Origin of the sequence: Mycobacterium intermedium (assembly GCF_002086275.1) — a bacterium.
Lineage (GTDB): Bacteria > Actinomycetota > Actinomycetes > Mycobacteriales > Mycobacteriaceae > Mycobacterium > Mycobacterium intermedium.
In genome coordinates, this window is sequence record NZ_MVHT01000015.1 from 1 (window position 1) to 20,781 (window position 20,781).

At 64.1% G+C, this 20,781-nt stretch carries 14 protein-coding genes, 1 tRNA gene and 1 pseudogene; 8 read left to right on the forward strand and 8 right to left on the reverse strand.

Annotation, left to right across the window (positions count from 1 at the left end; translation table 11 throughout):
* Positions 1 to 22: 22 nt before the first annotated feature.
* From BST27_RS07815 to BST27_RS07835, 6 genes and pseudogenes are all read right to left on the reverse strand, one after another.
* Positions 23 to 220 (reverse strand): transposase, encoded by a 198-nt coding sequence (locus BST27_RS07815; protein WP_079219753.1) that lies wholly within the window; start codon positions 218 to 220, stop codon positions 23 to 25.
* A 182-nt stretch (positions 221 to 402) separates the two neighbouring features.
* Positions 403 to 1,986, reverse strand: coding sequence for a restriction endonuclease subunit S domain-containing protein (locus BST27_RS33560; protein ID WP_232007446.1), 1,584 nt, complete (start codon positions 1,984 to 1,986; stop codon positions 403 to 405).
* Positions 1,987 to 2,127: 141 nt separating this feature from the next.
* Positions 2,128 to 2,907: pseudogene (locus BST27_RS34975) on the reverse strand (HsdM family class I SAM-dependent methyltransferase); the annotation flags it as partial.
* Entirely contained in the window at positions 2,904 to 6,023 is a 3,120-nt protein-coding gene (locus BST27_RS07825; RefSeq protein ID WP_069422169.1) for a type I restriction endonuclease subunit R, read from the reverse strand. The gene BST27_RS07825 and the pseudogene BST27_RS34975, both read right to left, overlap by 4 nt.
* Positions 6,024 to 6,026: 3 nt before the next feature.
* Entirely contained in the window at positions 6,027 to 7,301 is a 1,275-nt protein-coding gene (locus tag BST27_RS07830) for a restriction endonuclease subunit S (RefSeq protein ID WP_079219751.1), read from the reverse strand.
* On the reverse strand, positions 7,298 to 9,034 hold the full coding sequence (locus BST27_RS07835) for a type I restriction-modification system subunit M (RefSeq protein ID WP_069422167.1): 1,737 nt from the start codon (positions 9,032 to 9,034) through the stop codon (positions 7,298 to 7,300). Before BST27_RS07835 ends, BST27_RS07830 begins: the two co-directional genes overlap by 4 nt.
* Before the next feature lie 115 nt (positions 9,035 to 9,149).
* Here BST27_RS07835 and BST27_RS07840 point away from each other — a divergent pair, with 115 nt between their 5' ends.
* Positions 9,150 to 9,584 carry a hypothetical protein gene (locus BST27_RS07840; RefSeq protein WP_069422166.1) on the forward strand — a complete coding sequence of 145 codons (435 nt, stop codon included), beginning with the start codon at positions 9,150 to 9,152 and terminating at the stop codon, positions 9,582 to 9,584.
* Positions 9,585 to 9,745: 161 nt separating this feature from the next.
* Here BST27_RS07840 and BST27_RS07845 read toward each other — a convergent pair.
* Positions 9,746 to 9,828 (reverse strand) — tRNA-Leu (locus tag BST27_RS07845).
* A 213-nt stretch (positions 9,829 to 10,041) separates the two neighbouring features.
* On the opposite strand from BST27_RS07845, the gene BST27_RS07850 reads away from it, so the two are divergent.
* The 7 genes from BST27_RS07850 to pknB all read left to right on the forward strand — a co-directional run bounded on the left by BST27_RS07850 (position 10,042) and on the right by pknB (position 20,090).
* Positions 10,042 to 11,745: an FHA domain-containing protein gene (locus BST27_RS07850; protein ID WP_069422165.1), complete on the forward strand. Its 1,704-nt coding sequence runs from the start codon at positions 10,042 to 10,044 to the stop codon at positions 11,743 to 11,745.
* 101 nt (positions 11,746 to 11,846) lie between these two features.
* Positions 11,847 to 12,314 (forward strand): FHA domain-containing protein FhaB/FipA, encoded by a 468-nt coding sequence (locus BST27_RS07855; RefSeq protein WP_069422164.1) that lies wholly within the window; start codon positions 11,847 to 11,849, stop codon positions 12,312 to 12,314.
* Complete coding sequence (locus BST27_RS07860) at positions 12,311 to 13,867, forward strand: PP2C family protein-serine/threonine phosphatase (protein ID WP_069422163.1); 1,557 nt, start codon at positions 12,311 to 12,313, stop codon at positions 13,865 to 13,867. Before BST27_RS07855 ends, BST27_RS07860 begins: the two co-directional genes overlap by 4 nt.
* Positions 13,864 to 15,273, forward strand: a complete 1,410-nt coding sequence (locus tag BST27_RS07865) for an FtsW/RodA/SpoVE family cell cycle protein (protein WP_069422162.1) — start codon at positions 13,864 to 13,866, stop codon at positions 15,271 to 15,273. The genes BST27_RS07860 and BST27_RS07865 overlap by 4 nt, the downstream gene beginning before the upstream one ends.
* Entirely contained in the window at positions 15,270 to 16,745 is a 1,476-nt protein-coding gene (pbpA, locus tag BST27_RS07870; RefSeq protein ID WP_069422161.1) for a D,D-transpeptidase PbpA, read from the forward strand. Before BST27_RS07865 ends, pbpA begins: the two co-directional genes overlap by 4 nt.
* Before the next feature lie 130 nt (positions 16,746 to 16,875).
* Positions 16,876 to 18,219: a serine/threonine-protein kinase gene (locus BST27_RS07875; protein WP_079219750.1), complete on the forward strand. Its 1,344-nt coding sequence runs from the start codon at positions 16,876 to 16,878 to the stop codon at positions 18,217 to 18,219.
* Entirely contained in the window at positions 18,216 to 20,090 is a 1,875-nt protein-coding gene (pknB, locus tag BST27_RS07880) for a Stk1 family PASTA domain-containing Ser/Thr kinase (protein ID WP_069422160.1), read from the forward strand. Before BST27_RS07875 ends, pknB begins: the two co-directional genes overlap by 4 nt.
* On the opposite strand, the gene BST27_RS07885 is transcribed toward pknB, so the two are convergent.
* A complete protein-coding gene (locus tag BST27_RS07885; protein ID WP_069422159.1) occupies positions 20,068 to 20,763 on the reverse strand; it encodes an aminodeoxychorismate/anthranilate synthase component II in 696 nt (231 codons plus the stop codon). The two genes, pknB and BST27_RS07885, sit on opposite strands and share 23 nt — an antisense overlap.
* Between the last annotated feature and the right edge of the window lie 18 nt (positions 20,764 to 20,781).

The window sequence follows — 20,781 nt, forward strand, 5'->3', positions numbered from 1 at the left end:
CACCAACTACACTGAGCCCTGCTCACAGGTGAGGACTTTCAGCGGGCACACCTGAGGAATTTCGATGAGCGTGATCAACGTCGATGAGCGCTTGACGTTTCCAGCGGAACAATGTGGCCTGGCAGATTCCGGTCTCCTCGGCGACAGCGGCCACTGGTTCGCCTGAACGTAGCCGGGAAACGATTTGCCGGCGTATCGATGATGAGTACTGACGGGGCATGTGACCTCTTCCTGATCACTCTGCCCTCGACTCTCATAACGGTGGACCAACAACACGGGTACAGATCAGCCGGCCTCACCTACGGGGAACACGCCATCGGGACGTACGCATGCACTATCAAACCTCAACCAGTGCCGTTGGTTCGAATTCGTGCAGAGGACTCGACTGTTTCATCATCGTGGCTAGACCAGTGCTCCCAACTCGGATCGAAAGCCCTCTGCGTCGGCCTGCACTTCGCTCTCCGGACCGTGCTGATAGCTGACCATACGGACACTGCGCCCTTCGGTCCGGTTATAGAAGTATGTCGTGTACTGGGCATTACGCGGAGCCGCACGTAGCTGCACGAACTGTGCGAGACGCAACGGCGACTGTGCCCCATCTCGGACGAGATACAGCTCGCCGTCGATCATCGGTTCTCCAATTCTGAATTCTTGCGTTCGGAAAGGAGAACGGCTTCCGACAGCGACCTCTGCAGTCTGGATGTACCCGTCCTGCGTGCGCCGAGTGCTGCCCGCGCGAACCAGTAGGAGATCCGTCCACACATTCCCGAGGAGCTGACGAAGACTAGTGAGGTCTGATTCCAGTGAGGCGACCTGTGCCTGCCATTCGTCGGGTGATGTGTAGCCTGAGTGTCCGCTCCATCGATTTCGTTTGTGGTTCACCTCGCTGAGCTTCTTCACGACGTCCTTTGATATCAGCCGTTCGATGCCAGACCGGCGCAGCCCGGCGAACGACTTGCGAATGCGGGCCACGTCGTCGGGGTCCTCGCTCTCGAGTGAATCACGGAGTTCTTTCGACGCCTTCTCCGCAATGACAACCCAGGTACCGAACGACGCCCGCTCGATGCTCAAGTGATGATCTCGGAGGGTCTGCGCGATGGTTGTCTCAATCTCGCTGCTTCTGGCAGGATCGCAACGGATCACCGACAACAGCACAGTCGCATGGAAGGTGGCGACACCCTCCCACGCGTGGAGGTAGGCGCGCTGTTTGTCACCCGGTGAAGTTGCAGTTTCCGCCGTCCAAAGCGCAGAGGCAACGGGAAACGGCAACTGGTCCAGCCAGGCTAGCGGTGAGTCTTGAAACGCATGCGCAATTCTGTCCACGACATCTGCTGCGCTTTCCGGCTCCGCCCAGATGCTCTCACGTAGACGCATCAGCTCAGCATGGTACGAGCTGAGTCTCTCGTCGGCTGAGGCGAGAGCAATCTGAACCTCCCGTTGCGGGACAGGGACGATGAGCTCGTCCGCCCAGCGCATCAGCGAGCCGGAGTCCGACCTCAGCGCCTTCACGATGGTGCCCGAGCTGCTTGCTTCGATTGCCCGGCGACTGCTCGCGATGCCCTGCTCTGAGTTCAACCACGCAGCCAGGAATGCCGGTTCCAGGATGTCGGTTTCAAGCTGGATCGACAGCACACGTCCAGTGGAACCCGTGGCTGCGAGCTCCGTAGTGGCGTTGCCTTCGCGTGTTGTTGGAATGAACACATGACCGTCAGCGTCAGCTTCCGCATTCACTGTCGCTGCGGGTGGGGCCGCTAGGAGCCGGCTCAGACGTGTACTTGCCCACCCCTGTTCCTGTATGGATAGCAACACGTCTCGGGTGTCGTCCTCGAAGAACGGACTCGGGTCCAGGTCAACAACAGTCGTCGGATCCGAATCGATGTGGACGCCGGAATCCGGACCGTAACGAGATTCCAGTAACGCCTCGTTGATCGGTTCGTTGCGATACGTCGTGATACGCCAGGAGAGCTGGCGGCCATCGGCGGACATCCGGGACACGGGAGCTTCTGTGCGGGTTAGGTGTTCGACGTTGATGGTTCGGTTGCGGGGGCCAGATCTTCTCGTTCGAAGTCCGGATTCGAGCTCCAGCAAGGCGTTAGCAGGAATGACACGACGACTGTGCCTAGTCGTGAACTGAGTTCGCAGGTCCGCTATCGAGACCCTTCCTCGAGCATGCGCTTCAGGACTGTTTGTGAAGGTGAGAAGATACAGGGCGATTGAGGAGTCCGGGGCTAAACCGTCAGGCAGACGTGTAACGGACTCAAGCAGTCCTGCGCTCACGATCGCTTGGCGCAACGCGCCAGTGGCACCGCCGACCCTCAGTGAACCGGGGGCGACAAGAGCCGCGACGCGCCCTCCTCCGTCCATGGTGGGCCTCAGCTTCTCCAACGCCAATGAAATGAACAGCCAAGTACTGTCGTTAGTCCGCGGCAACCCGAACCGGTACTCGCCTGACTCTCGACGACGTTCTATGCCTGTTGTTGAGCTCCTCCAATCCATTCCCCAGGGGGCATCCACGATGACGAGGTCCGCTGGTAGCCCGGCGAACTCGTCGTGCACAAGGGTGTCACCGTTCGCGATTACAGCGTCCGGAACTGGTTCAAAGCGTTGCTGAGCTTTTCCCGCGGCTTCCTGGCTGATCTCTTGACCGCGATATCGGACATGTGTTCCGGCTGATTGGAGTGCATCGACCAGCATGAACCCCGCGAACCCTGAGCCTGCTGCGGGGTCCCAAATACCAATGGACTCAAGGCTCTGGTTCAGGCGGCTGAGGCACCCGACCGCTAGTGCTCTGGCCAGCGACAAGCTCGTGGTGTGCTCCGTCCCCAGGGAGTCGCGGTCGAAGTCCAGCCTCTGCGGGTACTTTGTCTCGTCGAAGATGGCGCTGAGCGCTGGGTGCGGGTTTCTCAAGCCAGACCCGCCTTCTCAGACTGGTCAACAACCACTTGATGGAACCACTTCGCTATGTCGGAGATCAGGTACTCCCGGCCAGGAGCGTTGGAGAAGAAGTAGTCGCTCATCTTCTGGTGTGCACCCTGGTTGTCGGCGACGGCTCCGGTGACGGCGTCGTCGAAGTCGGGGGACTCGATGAACTGCTTGATGGAGTTGACTTTTGCCTGCTGGACGAGGGCCTGGTCGTCGAGCAGTGTCTGAAGCAGGGATTCGAGGAACGAAACCTTCTGGGACTCGGTGAAGTCCTGGGAGCCGAACAGGTCGTTGAGCCGATCAAGCACCTGTTGGAAGGCGACCATCTTCGGGTCGCGCTTCTCGCCGGAACCGGCTGCGGTGGCGCCCTTCAGGCCGACGCGCACGCCGAGGCCGATGTCGATCTTGCCGCGGTCGATCTGCTTCACGTTCTTCAAGACGACATCGGACAGGTCGATGGGGGCGGTGTAGTTGTCGGGCTGGATGACCCGTTCGAGGTGGCGCAGGAACAGCTGCTTCTTCTCCAGCTCCGGGTCGCCGTAGTTGATGATCTGCGACATGAAGTCGTAGAGGCGGACGAAGGTTCCGGCGTCCTTGCGGAACATGTCCAGTTCGGCGAGTGCGGCTTTGTCGCCCTCGCCGCCGTTGTCGATCAGGGCAGCCTGGTAGCGCTCGGCGAAGCGTTTGTGTGCGGGGTCGATCGCTGCTTTGAGGGCGTTGTGGCCCTTGTTCTTCACGATCGCCTCGGCGCACTGGTCTATCTCGGCCGTCGTGTAGATGCCGGCGGTGTCGAGCTTGGCCGACAGGTCGTGCACCAGGTTGGGGTCGGTCTCGGTCTCCAGGAACGCGTCGGTGTAGTACGGCTCGAACGCCTTGCGGATGAGTTCGGGTTCGTTGACGAAGTCGACCACCTGGGTCATCGCCGCGGTCTTCTGGATACCCGAGGGGGTGCGGTAGGTGCGATTCAGCCGTGAGAGTGTCTGCACCGCAGTCACTCCGGAGAGAATGCGGTCGACGTACATCGCGCACAGCAGCGGCTGGTCGAAGCCGGTCTGGAACTTGTTGGCGACGATCATCACCTTGTACTCGTCGCCGCGGAACGCGGTGCGCAAATCGTGCACCCCGGGATTCATGCTCGCCTCGGTGAAGTCCTCCGGCCCGATCTCGGGGTCGTGCACGGTGCCGGAGAACGCGACCAGGGTGCCGTAGCCGTAGCCCTTCTTGGCTACGTAGTCGTCAATCGCGCGTTTGTAGCGGACGGCGGCCTTGCGGGAGTCGGTGACGACCATGGCCTTGGCGTGCCCGTCCAGCAGATGTGCGACGTTGGCGCGGAAGTGCTCGACGATGATGGCGGACTTCTGCGCGATGGTCTGGGGGTTGAGTTTGACCCAGCGCATCACCTCTTTGGTGGCCTGGGCCTGATCCACCTCCTTGACCTCACCGGCGTTCTGGCCGACCTGGAACGCCAGTTTGAAGGAGTGGTAGCCGGTGAGGACGTCGAGGATGTAACCCTCTTCGATGGCCTGCTTCATGGTGTAGACGTGGAACGGCATGGGCGGCTCACCGTCGGCGGGCCGGCGGCCGAACAGCTCCAGGGTCTTGGCTTTCGGTGTCGCGGTGAACGCGAAGTAGGAGATGTTGGCCGATTCGGCGCGCTCGCTGGCCTCTGCGGCCAGCACGGCCTCGATGTCGATCTCCTTGCCCTCTTCGATCTCTTTGAGTTCCTCGGAGGTGAGCACCGCTTTGAGCTTGCCGGCGACCTGGCCGGACTGTGACGAGTGGGCTTCGTCGGCGATGACGGCGAAGGTCTTGCCTTTAAGGCCCTTGTTGCGGCGGATCTCCTCCATCGCGAAGGGGAAGGTCTGGATGGTGACGACGATGATGAGCTTGCCGTCGGTGAGCGCCTTGGCCAGCATTCCTGATTTCGAGCCGCCGGTCTTGGCGGCCTCGGCGCGGTCGATGGCGACGACGATGCCCTGGTCGTTGTCGATCTGTTTGATGGCGTCCTGCAGTTGGGCGTCGAGGACGTTGCGGTCGGTGACGACGATGACCGAGTCGAAGACCTTCTTGTTGGCGACCTGCAGCCGGGCCATGCGGTGGGCGGTCCAGGCGATGGAGTCCGTCTTGCCCGAGCCGGCGGAATGCTGGATCAGGTAACGCTTTCCGACACCTTCGGCGGTGACGGCTTCGGTGAGGTTGGTGACCGCCTCCCACTGGTGGAAGCGGGGGAATCGCAGCGAGGCTGAGCGGGTGGTCTTGCCGGTGATCGGGTCCGTGGAGGATTCGTGCTTGATGTACATGAGCCGGCCGAGGATGTTCAGCCAGGCGTCGCGCTGCAGGACCCGCTCCCACAGGTATGCGGTCTTGGATCCGTTGGGGTTGATGGGGTTGCCGGCGCCGCCGTCTTCGGTGCCGCGGTTGAACGGCAGGAAGTGGGTCTGGTCGCCGGCGAGTTTGGTGGTCATCCAGACTTCGTCGTTGGACACTGCGAAATGCACCAACGCCCGGGCGCCGGATTCGAACAGCGGCTGCCGCAATCCGGTGTCGGGGTCCTTGGGCAGCCGGGAGGTCTTGTATTGGGTGATCGCGTCGGCGACGGTCTGGGTGAAGTCGGTCTTGAGCTCGGCGGTGGCCACCGGTAGGCCGTTGACGAAGAACACCAGGTCCACCGATCGCTGGTCGGCGGTGGAGAAGTGGACCTGTCGCATCACCCGCACCCGCACCGCGGCGTAGTCGGCGTTGCGTTTCTCGTTCAGCGTCGTTTCGGGCTTGAACACACACATCTGGAACTTCGCCGCCAGATGCGAGAACCCCTTCCGCAGAACATTCAGCGTCCCGCCACCGTTGTCCAACGGGGTGTCAAGGACTTTGACGACCCGATCCAGCAGTTGCGACCGCTGCTTGTCCTCATCCCCATAGCCCGGTTTGACGACCTTGGCCAACTGCTCCGGCTGCGTGTCCACCAGCCAACCCAGCACATCGTCAGGGAACAATGCCCGTTCCTTGTCGTAACCGGCATCGTTGGGCGAATACAACCATCCATGCGCCGCCAGATACTCAGCCAGCTCCTTCTCGAACTCGATCTCGTTGTGCTGAGACATGCTTCAGGCCACTTCCCGCACATCGATCTGACCTGTCACTGTCGCGTTGATTAACGCCGCGCGACGTTCCTGCGCCAACTCGATGAATCGCTCCGACTCGGCAATCAAAACATCGATTCTTGATATTTGTTGGTCAATCTGACTAGCGATGTTCTCTTGGATTTCTATGGGTGGCACCGGCAGTGGCAAGTTGTCCAAGTCATTCTGCTGCACACGGCGATCAAAAGTAGTGTGGGCGCGCGTATAGAGGAGGTACTGATCAATGTATGGACGAGACCGGAGAAGGTGGTGTAGGTATCTCGGACTATGCACTCCCCTAGAACGGAAGACTCGGTAGTCTGGACTGACCGCGCCGTCGACTTCCGAAACGCCGACAGCTCCTCCGATCAACCACATCGGATTGACGACGAGGTCACCAGGCCGAACCGCCAAGTATCGCGGTAGGTTTTTTTTATCAGGTTCTTGGCGGCCACTTGTGCGGGGAACAAGATGGCCGGATGAGGTCAGTGACATCATCGGCAACGAAAGATCTGCGTTGCGGACATCGAGCCTCTGAACTGCGACCTTAAAGCGCACTATCTCCCAGTCGGCAGGACAACGCTCCATCAGCGGCTCCACCGCTTCATGTCTTCCGATTGTCCGTAGTTGCCGTTGACTGACCCCTTCCGTCTCGGACACACCCAACCCGAAAACGCATTGGCTGATCACAGCTTGTCGGCGTTCGAGTAAACCCTCGACCAGGCGCCTCTGTTCTGCGATGAGCGTGTCTATCCGGGCTGTTTCACGATCGAGGAAGTAAACGATCGCACTCTGCTCTTCCGCAGGAGGAACTGGAAAGGGCATGTCTGCGATCATCGGGCGACGAACAGAGTCCACGGTGGATCTCGCACTTCCGTCGAGTGCCATCCGCCAGAACATGCTGCTGAATGCATAATAGAAAAACTTCGGCGAGACGCGTTCGAATTCGTCTAGTACGTAGACCCTCTGGTGCGCCATAAAACGACCAGATACGAGGTGAAATACCTTGGCTACCCCCGCGCCATCCCCTGCCGTAAGAACGGCAGTCGTATCAAATTCCCATTCATCGGAGCGCAAGGGCTCATCTGATCTAACATAAAACGGATACTTGCCTCCAGGTACGGCATTTATTGTGTCGCCACTCCCCGTCTGAATGCGAACCACGTGGCGTCCACGAACTACAGCCCAGTGGGCAGGCAATTCGGCGAAGGTAATGCGATTGTGCTTCGTGTACGCAGGGTATCGATCAACCCCCATCATCTCTCTACCTCCCGAAGCAGTTCCTGGATTCTGGCGACCTGCTTTTCGAGGTCGGCGTCGATTTCGGCGAGGGGGCGAGGTGGGACGTACTTGTAGAAGTGGCGGGTGAAGGGAATCTCGTACCCCACCTTGGTTTTGTTCTCATCGATCCAGGCGTCAGGTGCGTGGGGCAGTATTTCAGTTTCGAGGTATGCCTTGATCGTCGCGGCGCGCCCACTGTCACCGTCGGTGTTTGCACCGTAGGTGAACGGAACGTTTTCGGTGTCGCGTTTCTTCGGGTCTGGTTTGGGATTGCCTTTGCGGTCAGTGATCGGGTCACCGTCGTCATCGAGCAGTGGGCGTTCGACGGTGATAGTCCAGTAGCCGAAGTCGTTGGCGGTGAACACTTTCGAGTAGTCGGGGTCGGCTTCGTCGAATGCGTCGTAGAGGGCGAGGATCTTGTCGCGAGCGTCGTCGTCGATTTCGCGGTTCTTGGAGCCGAGGTTCTTGCGGATCTTCGTCCAGAACGAAGTGGCGTCGATCAACTGGATCTTGCCGACACGGTCGGGGCGTTTGGTGTTGTCCAGGATCCAGATGTAGGTGGCGATGCCGGTGTTGAAGAACATGTTGGTCGGCAATGCGATGATTGCCTCCACCAGATCCGACTCCAGCAGCCACTGGCGGATCCTCGACGGTCCGGACTCGGCAGCGCCGCTGAACAAGGGGGAGCCGTTCAACACGATGCCGGCCCGGCCGCCACCCTCGTGGGCGGGGCGCATCTTGTGCGCGAGGTGGCACAGGAACAGCATCTGACCGTCGCTGACCGACGGCAGGCCGTGGGAGAACCTCGACCCCTGGGCGAGCGCTTCCTTCTCGACTGCCTCCTTAGAGGCCTTCCAGTCCACGCCGTAGGGCGGGTTGGACATGCAGAAGTCGAAGGTGCGGTCCCAGAACTGGTCATCGGCCAGGGTGTCGCCGAGGCGGATGTTGCCAGGGTCTTGGCCTTTGGCCAGCATGTCGGATTTGCAGATGGCGTAGGACTGGTCGTTGATCTCCTGGCCGTAGAGCCGCAGTCGTGCATCCGGGTTACGTTCCAGCAGGCGTTCCTCGGCGACCGAGAGCATGCCGCCGGTGCCGGCGGTGGGGTCGTAGATGGTGCGGACGGTCCCCGGTTCGAGCAGGGCCTCGTTCTCCTCCGCGAACAGCAGGTCCACCATGAGCCGAATGGCATCGCGGGGGGTGTAGTGCTCACCGGCCTCCTCGTTGGAGGCCTCGGCGAACTTGTAGATCAGGTACTCGAACAGGTCGCCCATCTCGGCATTGGGCACCGTGTCGGGGTGCAGATCCACTTCGGCGAACGCCGACGTCACCAGGTACAGACGGTTCTTCTCATCCAAGGTCGCGAGTTCGTTTTCGAACTTGAACCGCTCGAAGACGTCGATGTTGGCCGAGAACCCGGTGATGTAGTCCATCAGGTTCGCCCGCAGGCCTTCGGGATCCTCCAGCAGGCGGGCGAAGTTGAAGGCGCTGGTGTTGTAGAAGCTCAGTCCGGTCTTACGCTTCACCTGGACGTCGAGGGCTCCGCCGCTGTACTTGGCGGCCAGCGCCCGGACGTCGTTACGGGTGGGTTCCAGGATGCAGTCCAGCCGACGCAGGATTGTGAACGGCAGGATCACCCCGCCGTACTGGTGCGGCTTGTAGACGCCCCGGAGCTGGTCGGCGATACCCCAGACGAAGTTGCCCAGCTTGCTCAACTACCTGCCCCCATCGTGAGACTTCCAGTGGTCGGGTTCCGATTCTCACCCATCCCCGCAAGCGTCGTTCCCGTTCCTGCCCGGTCTTGTCGGTGGGTGCGTCAATACTGCGCGCATGAGAGATACCTGGCTTGAGCGCGACCTTCCGGTCCTCAGAGCTGCCATCGCTGTGTTTGAACGCGACGGCGACCCCATGGACATCGACGACATTGCAGCCGAGGCCGGCTTCGACACCGACACGACTCAACGTGCCCTCCGAGCCCTGAGCACCGAGCCGTTCTTCTCCGACGGCCGGGAAACCGGCAACGGCGACATCCTCTGGGTTGGGAAACCAACCGGCGCGGCCCTGCGCGTCGCCGGCCAGTGGCCCACAGCGGAAAACCTTCTGGAACGACTCGTCACCGCGCTCGAAGCAGCGGGTGAGGACGGAACCCGGACTCCTGAGGAGCGCGGGAAACTCCGGCAGATCGCACTGGGACTGCGGACAGCCGCCGCGCAGATAGCCATCGGCGCACTCGGCAGCGCCGGCGGAAACCTGCTCAGAGGCTGACGCCACAACCTCCCGGGATTCCTCTTCGGGGACCTCCGGGCTCACCTCCCCGAGCCACCGCCAGCGCGTCCCGCCGCCCAAACACCCCCACAAACACAAAGGTCACGAACCATTTCTGGTTCGTGACCTTCTGCGTCGCAGTTCGTGGAACTGCTCACACGTGGGCGAAGGGGGACTTGAACCCCCACGTCCCGAAGGACACTGGCACCTGAAGCCAGCGCGTCTGCCATTCCGCCACTCGCCCGAAACAACCGAAGGACCATATCACTCTAGTGGCTGTCTGGTGGCGCCGCGCCTCGGCCTCCGCCTTTACCACCGTCTGGGAGCAATTCTCAGGATTCTCACGGTGACGCTGCTCGACGAAGTCCCGATAGCATGGCTATTGACACGACATTCGTCGAGTCGTTTGCCAAACGGGGCGGAAAATATTCAGGACAAGTGGGGCGAGCGCTGAAGAATGGGTAGCCAGAAAGGGCTCGTTCAGCGCATCGAGCGCAAACTCGAGGCGACCGTGGGGGATGCGTTTGCCCGGATGTTCGGCGGATCGATCGTGCCGCAGGAAGTCGAAGCCCTGCTGCGGCGCGAAGCGTCCGACGGCGTCCAGTCGCTGCAGGGAAATCGCCTTTTGGCGCCCAACGAATACATCATTACCCTCAGTAGGCACGACTTTGAGAAATTGGGATCCGACCCGGATCTCACGTCGAGCGCTTTTGCTCGGTACTTGGCGGACTATATCTACGAACAGGGGTGGCAAACGTATGGTGATGTGGTCGTCCGGTTCGAGCAGTCCACGAACCTGCACACCGGCCAGCTCCGCGCCCGCGGGGCTGTCAACCCCGACGTCGAGCCCCGCCCGACGCCCAGCGATTCCGCCCAGCCACAATCAAATCACGCGTTCGGCGCAGAACCAGGAGTACGACCAATGACTGACAATCCCAGCTACCGCGGGCAGGGGCAGGGGCGGCCCGACGAATACTACGACGACCGCTACAGTCGTCCGCAGGACGACCCCCGCGGCCAGCAGGGTGGTCCCGGCGGGTATCCGCCGGAACCTGGCGGCTACCCGCCTCAGCAGAGCTACCAGCCGCCGCGGCCCGACCAGGGCGGCTACCCGGGGCAGCAGGGCGGCTACCAAGACCAAGGCGGATACGGCCAGCAGGGCGGCGGTTACGGCCAGCAGGGCGGCTACCAAGACCAGGGTGGCTGGGGCCAGCAGGGCGGCTACGGCCCGCAGGGGGGCCAGCAAGGCGGCTACCAAGAGGGTGGCTGGGGCCAGCAGGGTGGCTATCCGCAGCAGTCCTACGAGCCGCGTCCACCCGCGCCCGCCGGTCCGCCTGGCGGCTACGGCCAGAACTACGACCAGGGCTACCAGCAAGGCGGGGGCTACGGCCAACCCGCCGGCGGTGGACAGCCCGGCTACGGCGGTTACGGCGATTACGGCCGCGAACCCGGGCGCCAGGACGAGGGCGGCTACCCGCCGGCGCCGCCGGCCGAACCGCAACGGCAGTCCTACCCCGACCAGGGTGGCGGCTACGACCAAGGTGGCGGTTATGAGCAGGCCGGCGGTTATGAGCAGGGCGGCGGCTACGAGCAGGGTGGCTACGACCAGGGCTACCAGCAAGGCGGCGCGGGCTACGGCCGGCAGGACTACGGCGGCGGCGCGGGCGACTACACCCAGTACGCCGACGCGTCGAACGCGGGCTACGCCCCGCCGGCCGGTGGGTACGGCGAGGTAGGTGGGCGCAGCGAGTACGACTACGGTCAGCAGACCCCGGACTACAGCCAGCCGCCCCCGGACTACGGTCAGCCGCCCACTGAGTACGCCCCAAGCGGCGGGTACGGCGGTTACGGGCCCGGCGGCTACGGGTCGCCGACCAAGACGGTCACCCTGCAGCTCGACGACGGCAGTGGCCGGACCTATCAGCTGCGCGACGGCTCCAACATCATCGGCCGCGGCCAGGACGCCCAGTTCCGGTTGCCGGACACCGGCGTCTCACGCCGCCACCTGGAGATCCGTTGGGACGGGCAGGTCGCGCTGCTGTCGGACCTGAACTCCACCAACGGCACCACGGTCAACAACTCACCGGTGCAAGAGTGGGATTTGGCTGACGGAGATGTCATCCGGCTGGGTCATTCCGAGATCATCGTCCGCATCCACTGAACCGGTGCGCTCAAAGCTGCCGAGCCTCGATCCGCGTCGGCTGTCGCCCAAGTATCGTGACTTTGCTGGGGTGAGCAGGTTCAGGACGGAAAGGACGCCAGATGCAGGGGTTGGTACTGCAACTGTCGCGTGCCGGATTTCTAATGTTGTTGTGGCTTTTCATCTGGTCGGTGCTGCGCATCCTGCGGACCGATATCTACGCCCCGACCGGTGCGGTGATGGTCCGCCGCGGACTCACGTTGCGCGGCGGACACCTGCTGTCGCGTCAACGCCGCGACGTGGCGCGCTATCTTGTCGTGACCGAGGGGGCGCTGACAGGCGCTCGCATCACATTGAGTGGGCAGCCGGTGCTGATCGGACGAGCTGACGACTCCACCCTGGTGTTGACCGACGACTACGCGTCGACTCGACATGCCCGACTTTCGCAGCGCGGTTCGGAATGGTATGTCGAAGATCTAGGATCGACCAACGGCACTTACCTTGACAGGGCGAAGGTGACCACTGCGGTACGAGTTCCACTGGGAACGCCGGTTCGAATCGGCAAGACGGCAATCGAGTTGCGCCCGTGACACTGGTACTGCGGTATGCGGCCCGCAGCGATCGCGGCCTGGTACGTGCCAACAACGAAGACTCCGTGTACGCGGGCGGCCGGTTGTTGGCGCTGGCGGACGGCATGGGCGGCCACGCCGCCGGCGAGGTCGCGTCCCAACTTGTCATCGCGGCGCTGGCTCCGCTGGACTACGACGACCCCGGTGGCGACCTGCTGGGCAAGCTCGAAGCGGCGGTACGCGCCGGGAATTCGGCGATCGCGGCGCAGGTCGAACAGGAACCCGAGCTGGAGGGCATGGGGACCACGCTGACCGCGATCTTGTTCGCGGGTACGCAGCTGGGACTCGCCCACATCGGTGACTCGCGCGGCTACCTGTTCCGCGATGGCGAGCTCACCCAGATCACCAAGGACGACACCTTCGTCCAAACCCTGGTCGACGAGAATCGGATCACTCCGGAGGAGGCTCACAGCCACCCCCAACGCTCGCTGATCATGAAGGCACTGACCGGCCACGAGGTCGAACCCGCCTTGACGATTCGCGAGGCGCGGGTCGGCGATCGGTACCTGCTGTGCTCGGACGGCTTGTCCGACCCCGTCAGCAACGAAACCATCGCCGAGGCGCTGCAGATCCCCGATGTAGCCGAAAGTGCTTACCGCTTGATCGAATTGGCGCTCCGTGGCGGCGGCCCGGACAACGTCACCGTGGTGGTCGCCGACGTCGTCGACGACGAATACGGCCAGACGCAGCCCATCCTGGCGGGTGCAGTAAGCGGTGACGAAGAAGAGTTGACGCTGCCGAACACCGCCGCCGGCCGTGCTTCTGCCATCAGCGCCCGCAAAGAATCGCCGAAGCGTGCTCCGCCCGCCGAGGTCGAAACGGTCGGCCGCTCCACCCGCTGGTCCCGCCGGCGGATGGCGCTGGTCGCCACACTCGTCGTGCTCGCGATACTGGTGGGCTTGTTCATCGCCCAACTGGTGATCCAGGGCAATTACTACGTCGCCGAACGCGACGGCAAGGTCGCCGTGATTCAGGGGATACAGGGCTTGCCCCTGCAAAAGGCGGTGCTGGTCGGCTGCCTCAACGACCAGAATCAGTTCTCCGACGTTGCCTTCGACCAGCTCGGGGATCATCCCGAGTGTCGTCCGCTGACGCCGAAGGATCTTCGCGGCTCAGATCGAGAACAGCTCAAGAACGGTATTCCGGCCGCCGACCTGGATGCCGCGAGGAACACCCTGCGCGAACTGGCGAACAAGGCCCTGCCGCTGTGCCCGGGGCATGCCACAGCGCCGCCCGATCAGGCGCCGTCCACCCATAGCCGGGGAACGCCGGAGCCCACCCAGACGCTTCCGCCGGTGTCGGGCGCAACCACCACCGAGCCATCCCCTGCCACCACGACCCCGAACACGGCTCCGTCCACAACCCCCAGCACGGCCCCGAGCGGCACCACCACGCCGCCCACCGGCACCACCACGGAGTCGCCTTCTGAGACGGCGGCACCGAGTGTGTCTACCGAGGTCGCACCGACAACAGTTCCACCGCAGCCGGGCATTGATTGCCGGGCGGCGGCATGACGACGCAGCTCCCGGCGCCTGTAGCGGTGACGCCGCCGCTGCCTACGCGGCGGAACGCCGAACTGCTGTTGTTGTGCTTCGCCGCCGTCATCACCATCGCCGCCCTGCTGATCGTGGAGGTCAACCAGGAACGCGGTGTGCACTGGGACCTGGCCAGCTACGGTCTGGCATTCCTGACGTTGTTCGGCTTCGCGCATCTGGCCATCCGGCGGTTCGCCCCGTTCACCGATCCGCTGCTATTGCCGGTGGTCGCTCTGCTCAACGGGCTTGGCTTGGTGATGATCCACCGCCTGGATCTCACCGACCGCCAGGGCGGCCACCACGACCACCCCAGCGCCAACCAACAGATGCTGTGGACGTTGGTCGGGGTCACAGCCTTTGCCCTGGTGGTGACCCTGCTCAAGGACCACCGCCAGCTGGCGCGCTACGGCTACATCTGCGGCCTCACCGGTCTCGTTCTGCTTGCGATACCAGGCCTGCTCCCGGCGAGTCTGTCCGAGCAGAACGGCGCCAAGATCTGGATTCGGCTGCCCGGCTTCTCGATCCAGCCTGCCGAGTTCGCCAAGATTCTGCTGCTGATCTTCTTCTGTGCCGTGTTGGTGGCCAAACGCGGGCTGTTCACCAGCGTTGGCAAACACGTGATGGGCCTGACCCTGCCCCGCCCGCGCGACCTGGCGCCGCTGCTGACGGCTTGGGTGGTTTCGGTGGGGGTGATGGTCTTTGAGAAGGACCTCGGCACCTCGCTGCTGTTCTACGCGTCGTTCCTGGTGGTCGTCTACCTGGCCACCCAGCGTTTCAGCTGGGTTGTGATCGGGCTGCTGTTGTTCGCCGGCGGAAGCGTGGTCGCCTATTTCTTGTTCGGCCATGTACGGGTCCGCGTACAGAACTGGCTGGACCCCTTCGCCGATCCCGACGGCAGCGGGTTCCAGATGGTGCAGGCGTTGTTCAGCTTCGCCACCGGGGGGATCTTCGGTACCGGCCTGGGCAACGGTCAACCTGACACCGTGCCGGCCGCGTCGACCGACTTCATCATCGCCGCATTCGGCGAGGAGCTTGGCTTGGTGGGCCTGTCAGCCATTCTCATGCTCTACACCATCGTGATCGTCCGCGGTATGCGCACCGCGATCGCCACTCGGGACACCTTTGGCAAGCTGCTGGCCGCGGGTCTGGCGTCGACGTTGGCCATTCAGCTGTTCATCGTGGTCGGCGGTGTGACCCAGCTGATCCCGCTGACCGGATTGACGACGCCGTGGATGTCCTACGGGGGATCGTCGCTGCTGGCCAACTACGTGCTGCTGGCCATTCTGGCGCGCATCTCGCACGCCGCCCGCCAGCCCATACGCACGCGCCCCCGTAAGAAGTCGCCCATTGCGGCGGCACGCACCGAGGTGATCGAGAAGGTATGAACGCCTCTTTGCGCCGGATCTCGGTGGCCGTGATGGCGTTGATCGTCCTGCTGCTGCTCAACGCCACGATGACGCAGGTCTTCACCGCCGACGGCTTGCGCGCCGATCCCCGCAACCAGCGGGTACTGCTCGACGAGTACTCCCGCCAGCGGGGCCAGATCACCGCGGCCGGACAGTTGCTCGCCTACTCGGTGTCCACCGACAGCCGATTCCGGTTCCTGCGGGTTTACCCCAACCCCGCGGTGTTCGCGCCGGTGACCGGTTTCTACTCGTTGCGCTATTCCAGCGCCGGCCTCGAACGTGCCGAAGACCTGCTACTGAACGGCTCCGATCAACGATTGTTCGGCCGTCGCCTGGCCGACTTCTTCACCGGCCGCGACCCGCGCGGCGGCAATGTCGACACCACGATCAACCCGCGCATTCAGCAAGTCGCGTGGGACGCCATGGAGCAAGGATGCGGCGGCCCATGCAAGGGATCGGTCGTCGCGCTGGAACCGTCGACGGGCAAGATCCTGGCGCTGGTGTCCGCGCCGTCCTACGATCCCAACCTGCTGGCCTCGCACAACGCGGAAGTGCAAGCGCAGGCATGGCAGGAGTTGCGCGACAACCCCAACTCGCCGTTGACGAACCGCGCGATCTCCGAGACCTATCCGCCCGGATCCACGTTCAAGGTGATCACCACCGCAGCCGCACTTGCTGCGGGTCTCACCGAGAACGAGCAATTGACGGCCGCGGCCAAGATTCCGCTGCCCAACAGCACCGCCACGTTGGAGAACTACGGCGGCCAACCGTGCGGTTCGGGACCAACCGTGACTCTGACCGAAGCCTTCAGCAGGTCGTGCAACACCTCGTTTGTCCAGCTCGGCATGCGCCTCGGTCCCGACGCTCTGCGCAGCATGGCGCAGGCGTTCGGGTTCGACACCAACCCCAACCCGATCCCGCTGCAGGTCGCTGAGTCGACCATCGGGCCTATCCCCGACACCGCCGCGTTGGGCATGTCGAGCATCGGGCAGAAGGACGTCGCCGTGACGCCGCTGCAGAACGCTCAGGTGGCGGCGACGATCGCAAACGGCGGGGTTGTCATGCGGCCCTATCTCATCGACAGCCTCAAGGGTCCCGACCTGTCGAATATCAGCACAACAGCCCCCACGCAGCAGCGCCGCGCAGTGTCACCGCAGGTCGCCGCTAAGCTAACAGAGCTGATGATCGGCGCCGAGAAATCCGCACAGCAGAAAGGGGCCATCCCCGGCGTGCAGATCGCATCCAAGACTGGTACCGCAGAGCACGGCACCGACCCTCGTCACACGCCACCGCACGCGTGGTACATCGCCTTCGCACCGGCGAATGCGCCGAAGGTGGCCGTCGCGGTGCTGGTCGAGAACGGGGGCGACCGCCTCTCCGCGACGGGGGGTGCGCTCGCCGCGCCGATAGGGCGGGCCGTGATTGAAGCCGCTTTGCAGGGGGGACCATGAGCCCGCGTAGGCGAACGCCGTTGGTGACCGCAAGCGTGGCGACGCCACGCGCAGCGGGTCGCCACGTGGTGTGCCCAGTGAGGATCGCAGCGCGGAACGCGCGAGGACCGGAGCGAGCGGGAGGCAAGCCATGAGTCCCCGCGTTGGGGTGACGCTGTCCGGCAGATACCGCCTCCAGCGCCTCATCGCCACCGGTGGCATGGGCCAGGTATGGGAAGCGGTGGACAGCCGGCTGGGGCGCCGCGTTGCGGTCAAAGTACTCAAGCAGGAGTTTTCCCAAGACCCTGAGTTCATCGAGCGGTTCCGCGCCGAAGCGCGCACCACCGCCATGCTGAACCACCCCGGCATCGCTCAGGTGCACGACTACGGCGAGAGCGCCATGGACGGGGAGGGCCGGACGGCCTACCTGGTGATGGAGCTGGTCAACGGCGAGCCGCTGAACTCCGTGCTCAAGCGCACCGGGCGGCTCTCGCTGCGGCACGCGCTCGACATGCTCGAGCAGACCGGCCGCGCTCTGCAACTCGCGCACGCCAACGGTCTGGTGCACCGCGACGTCAAGCCCGGCAACATCCTGATCACCCCGACCGGCCAGGTGAAGATCACCGACTTCGGTATCGCCAAGGCCGTCGACGCGGCGCCGGTGACCCAGACCGGCATGGTCATGGGCACCGCCCAGTACATCGCCCCCGAGCAGGCCCTGGGTCACGACGCAACCCCAGCTAGCGACGTGTATGCCCTGGGCGTCGTTGGCTACGAGGCGCTTTGCGGCAAGCGGCCGTTCAGCGGTGACGGGGCCTTGACCGTCGCGATGAAGCACATCAAGGAACCTCCGCCGCCGTTGCCGGCCGATCTGCCGGCCAACGTGCGGGAGCTCATCGAGATCACCATGGCCAAGAATCCGAGCATGCGGTACCGCAGCGGCGGCCCGTTCGCCGACGCGGTCGCCGCAGTGCGGGCCGGCCGTCGCCCCCCAAGGCCGAGCCAGTCGCCGCCGGCGGGCCGCGCTGCGCCGGCGGCAATTCCGTCGGCGACGCCGGCGCGGGTGGCGCCCGCTCCCAGCACCACTCGGACCACGGGGTCGCGCCGGGCGGCCACGGCGCACCGTCCGCCACCGGCCCGCCGCACCTTCTCGTCAGGTCAGCGCGCGCTGTTGTGGGCCGCCGGGGTGCTCGGGGCGCTGGCGATCATCATCGCGGTGCTCATCGTCATCAACTCCAACGCCGAAACCAACGAGCCGGCGACCACCGTCACCCAGACGGAGCCGGCGCCGGCCACCAGCACCCCGGTCGGCTCCGGCCCCGCGCCTGGTGTAGGGCGAAATTGGACGGACGGCCAACAGCCAGGTACTCCTGGGATAAACAACAATGAGCCCGGCTTCCGCCCTGCCTCCGTGACGCCTGGGGCCGACCCGGTGAGGGTTGATCACCCATTCCGTCTATCGGGGTCGCCGGCCCGATATGAGTCAGTGCAATGACGACCCCTCGGCACCTGTCCGACCGCTACGAACTCGGCGACATTCTCGGGTTCGGGGGCATGTCGGAGGTACACCTGGCTACCGACCTGCGGTTGCACCGCGAGGTCGCGGTCAAGGTGCTGCGCGCGGACCTGGCCCGCGACCCGAGCTTTTACTTGCGCTTCCGCCGCGAGGCGCAGAACGCCGCGGCGCTGAATCATCCGGCGATCGTTGCGGTATACGACACCGGCGAAGCCGAGACACCCGCCGGGCCGTTGCCGTACATCGTCATGGAGTACGTGGACGGCGTCACGTTGCGCGACATCATCCACACCGAAGGCCCGATGGCCCCAAAACGGGCAATCGAAGTGATCGCCGATGCCTGTCAGGCACTGAACTTCAGCCACCAAAACGGCATCATCCACCGCGACGTCAAGCCCGCGAACATCATGATCAGCTCCACCAATGCGGTGAAGGTGATGGACTTCGGCATCGCCCGCGCGATCGCCGACAGCGGCAACAGCGTCACCCAGACCGCCGCGGTGATCGGAACCGCGCAATACCTGTCGCCCGAGCAAGCCCGTGGTGACTCGGTGGATGCACGGTCCGATGTCTACTCGTTGGGCTGTGTTCTCTACGAATTGCTCACCGGCGAACCACCTTTCACCGGTGACTCGCCGGTGGCGGTCGCCTACCAGCATGTCCGCGAAGACCCGGTGCCGCCTTCAGAACGTCACGAGGGCATCTCCGCCGACCTCGACGCCGTGGTCCTCAAGGCGCTGGCCAAGAACCCGGAGAACCGCTACCAGACCGCGGCCGAGATGCGCGCCGATCTGGTTCGGGTGCACAACGGTGAGCCGCCCGAAGCGCCGAAGGTGCTGACCGGGGCGGAGCGCCGTTCGCTGCTGTCGTCGCCACCCCACGGCAGCCCGCGCACCGACCCGCTGCCTCGTCAGGTCTTTGATGACACCGACCGTGACCGCCCCATGGGTTCGGTGGGCCGGTGGGCGGCGGCCGTTGCCATCCTGGCGGTGTTGACCATCGTGGTGTTCATCGCCATCAACACTTTCGGCGGCAAGACCCGCAGTGTTCAGGTGCCCGACGTACGAGGGCAGGCGTCGGCCGATGCCATAGCGGCGCTGCAGAACCGCGGCTTCAAGATCCGTACCCAGCAGAAGCCGGACTCGACGATCCCGCCCGACCACGTCATCGGGACCGACCCCGGTGCCAACGTGTCTGTGGGCGCCGGCGACGAGGTCACGATCAACGTCTCCACCGGACCCGAACAGCGCGAACTTCCCGACGTTTCTTCGCTGGGGTACAACGAGGCCGTCAAGAAGCTGCAGGCGGCGGGATTCACGAAGTTCAAGCAGGCGAACTCCCCGTCGTCCCCGGAAATGGCCGGCAAGGTGCTCGGCACGAACCCGCCGGCCAATCAAACGTCGGCGATCACCAACGTGATCACCATCATCGTGGGCTCCGGGCCCGAGACGAAGCAGATCCCCGACGTCAAGGGCCAGACGGTCGAGTTGGCCCAGCAGAACCTCACCGTCTACGGCTTCACGAAGTTCAGTCAGTCGCAGGTGGACAGCACAAAGCCGGCCGGGGACGTGATCGGCACCAATCCTCCTGCCGGCACGGTCGTCCCGGTCGATTCGGTGATCGAACTACAGGTGTCCAAGGGCAACCAGTTCGTGATGCCCGACCTATCTGGAATGTTCTGGACGGACGCCGAACCACGGCTGCGCGCGCTCGGGTGGACCGGGGTGCTGGACAAGGGGCCGGATGTCGACGCGGGCGGCGCCCAGCACAATCGGGTCGTCTACCAGAGCCCTGCCGCCGGGACCGGTTGCAACCGCGACGGCGTCATCACGCTGAAGTTCGGTCAGTAACTTCACGCTCGGGCGGCAGTTGCGGCCGTACCGCGGTGAGGACCTCGTTCTCCAGCCGACGGACCAGGGTGTCGTCGCGTCCCCATCCGCAGTAGGTGAGCCAGTTCGCCAGCATCCGGTGTCCGCCCTCGGTCAAAATCGACTCCGGGTGGAATTGCACCCCGTGGATCGGCACTTCGCGGTGCTGGACGGCCATGATGACGCCGCTGCGGGTGTGGGCGATGGCCTCGAGTTCGGCGGGCAGCGACTCCGGCAGGATGGTCAGGGAATGGTAGCGGGTCGCCGTGAAGGGATCCGGAAGTCCTTGCAGCACACCGGCATTCGTGTGGAACACGCTGCTGGTCTTGCCGTGCAGCAGCTCGGGCGCACGATCGACGGTGGCGCCGAACGCCACGCCGATCGCTTGGTGGCCGAGACACACCCCGAGCAGTGGCGTGCGGGCCGCGGCGCAGGCACGGACCAACGCGATCGACGCGCCCGCGCGTTCCGGGGTGCCCGGGCCGGGGCTCAGCAAAACACCGTCGAACTGCGCCGCGACGGCGGCCGGGCCGTCGGCAGCGGAGAGTCGGTCGTCGTCATTGCGCCACACGTCGGCTTCGACGCCAAGCTGGCCGAGGTACTGCACCAGGTTGAACACGAAGCTGTCGTAGTTGTCGACGACCAGAATCCGCATCGTGACAGGTTACCTCCG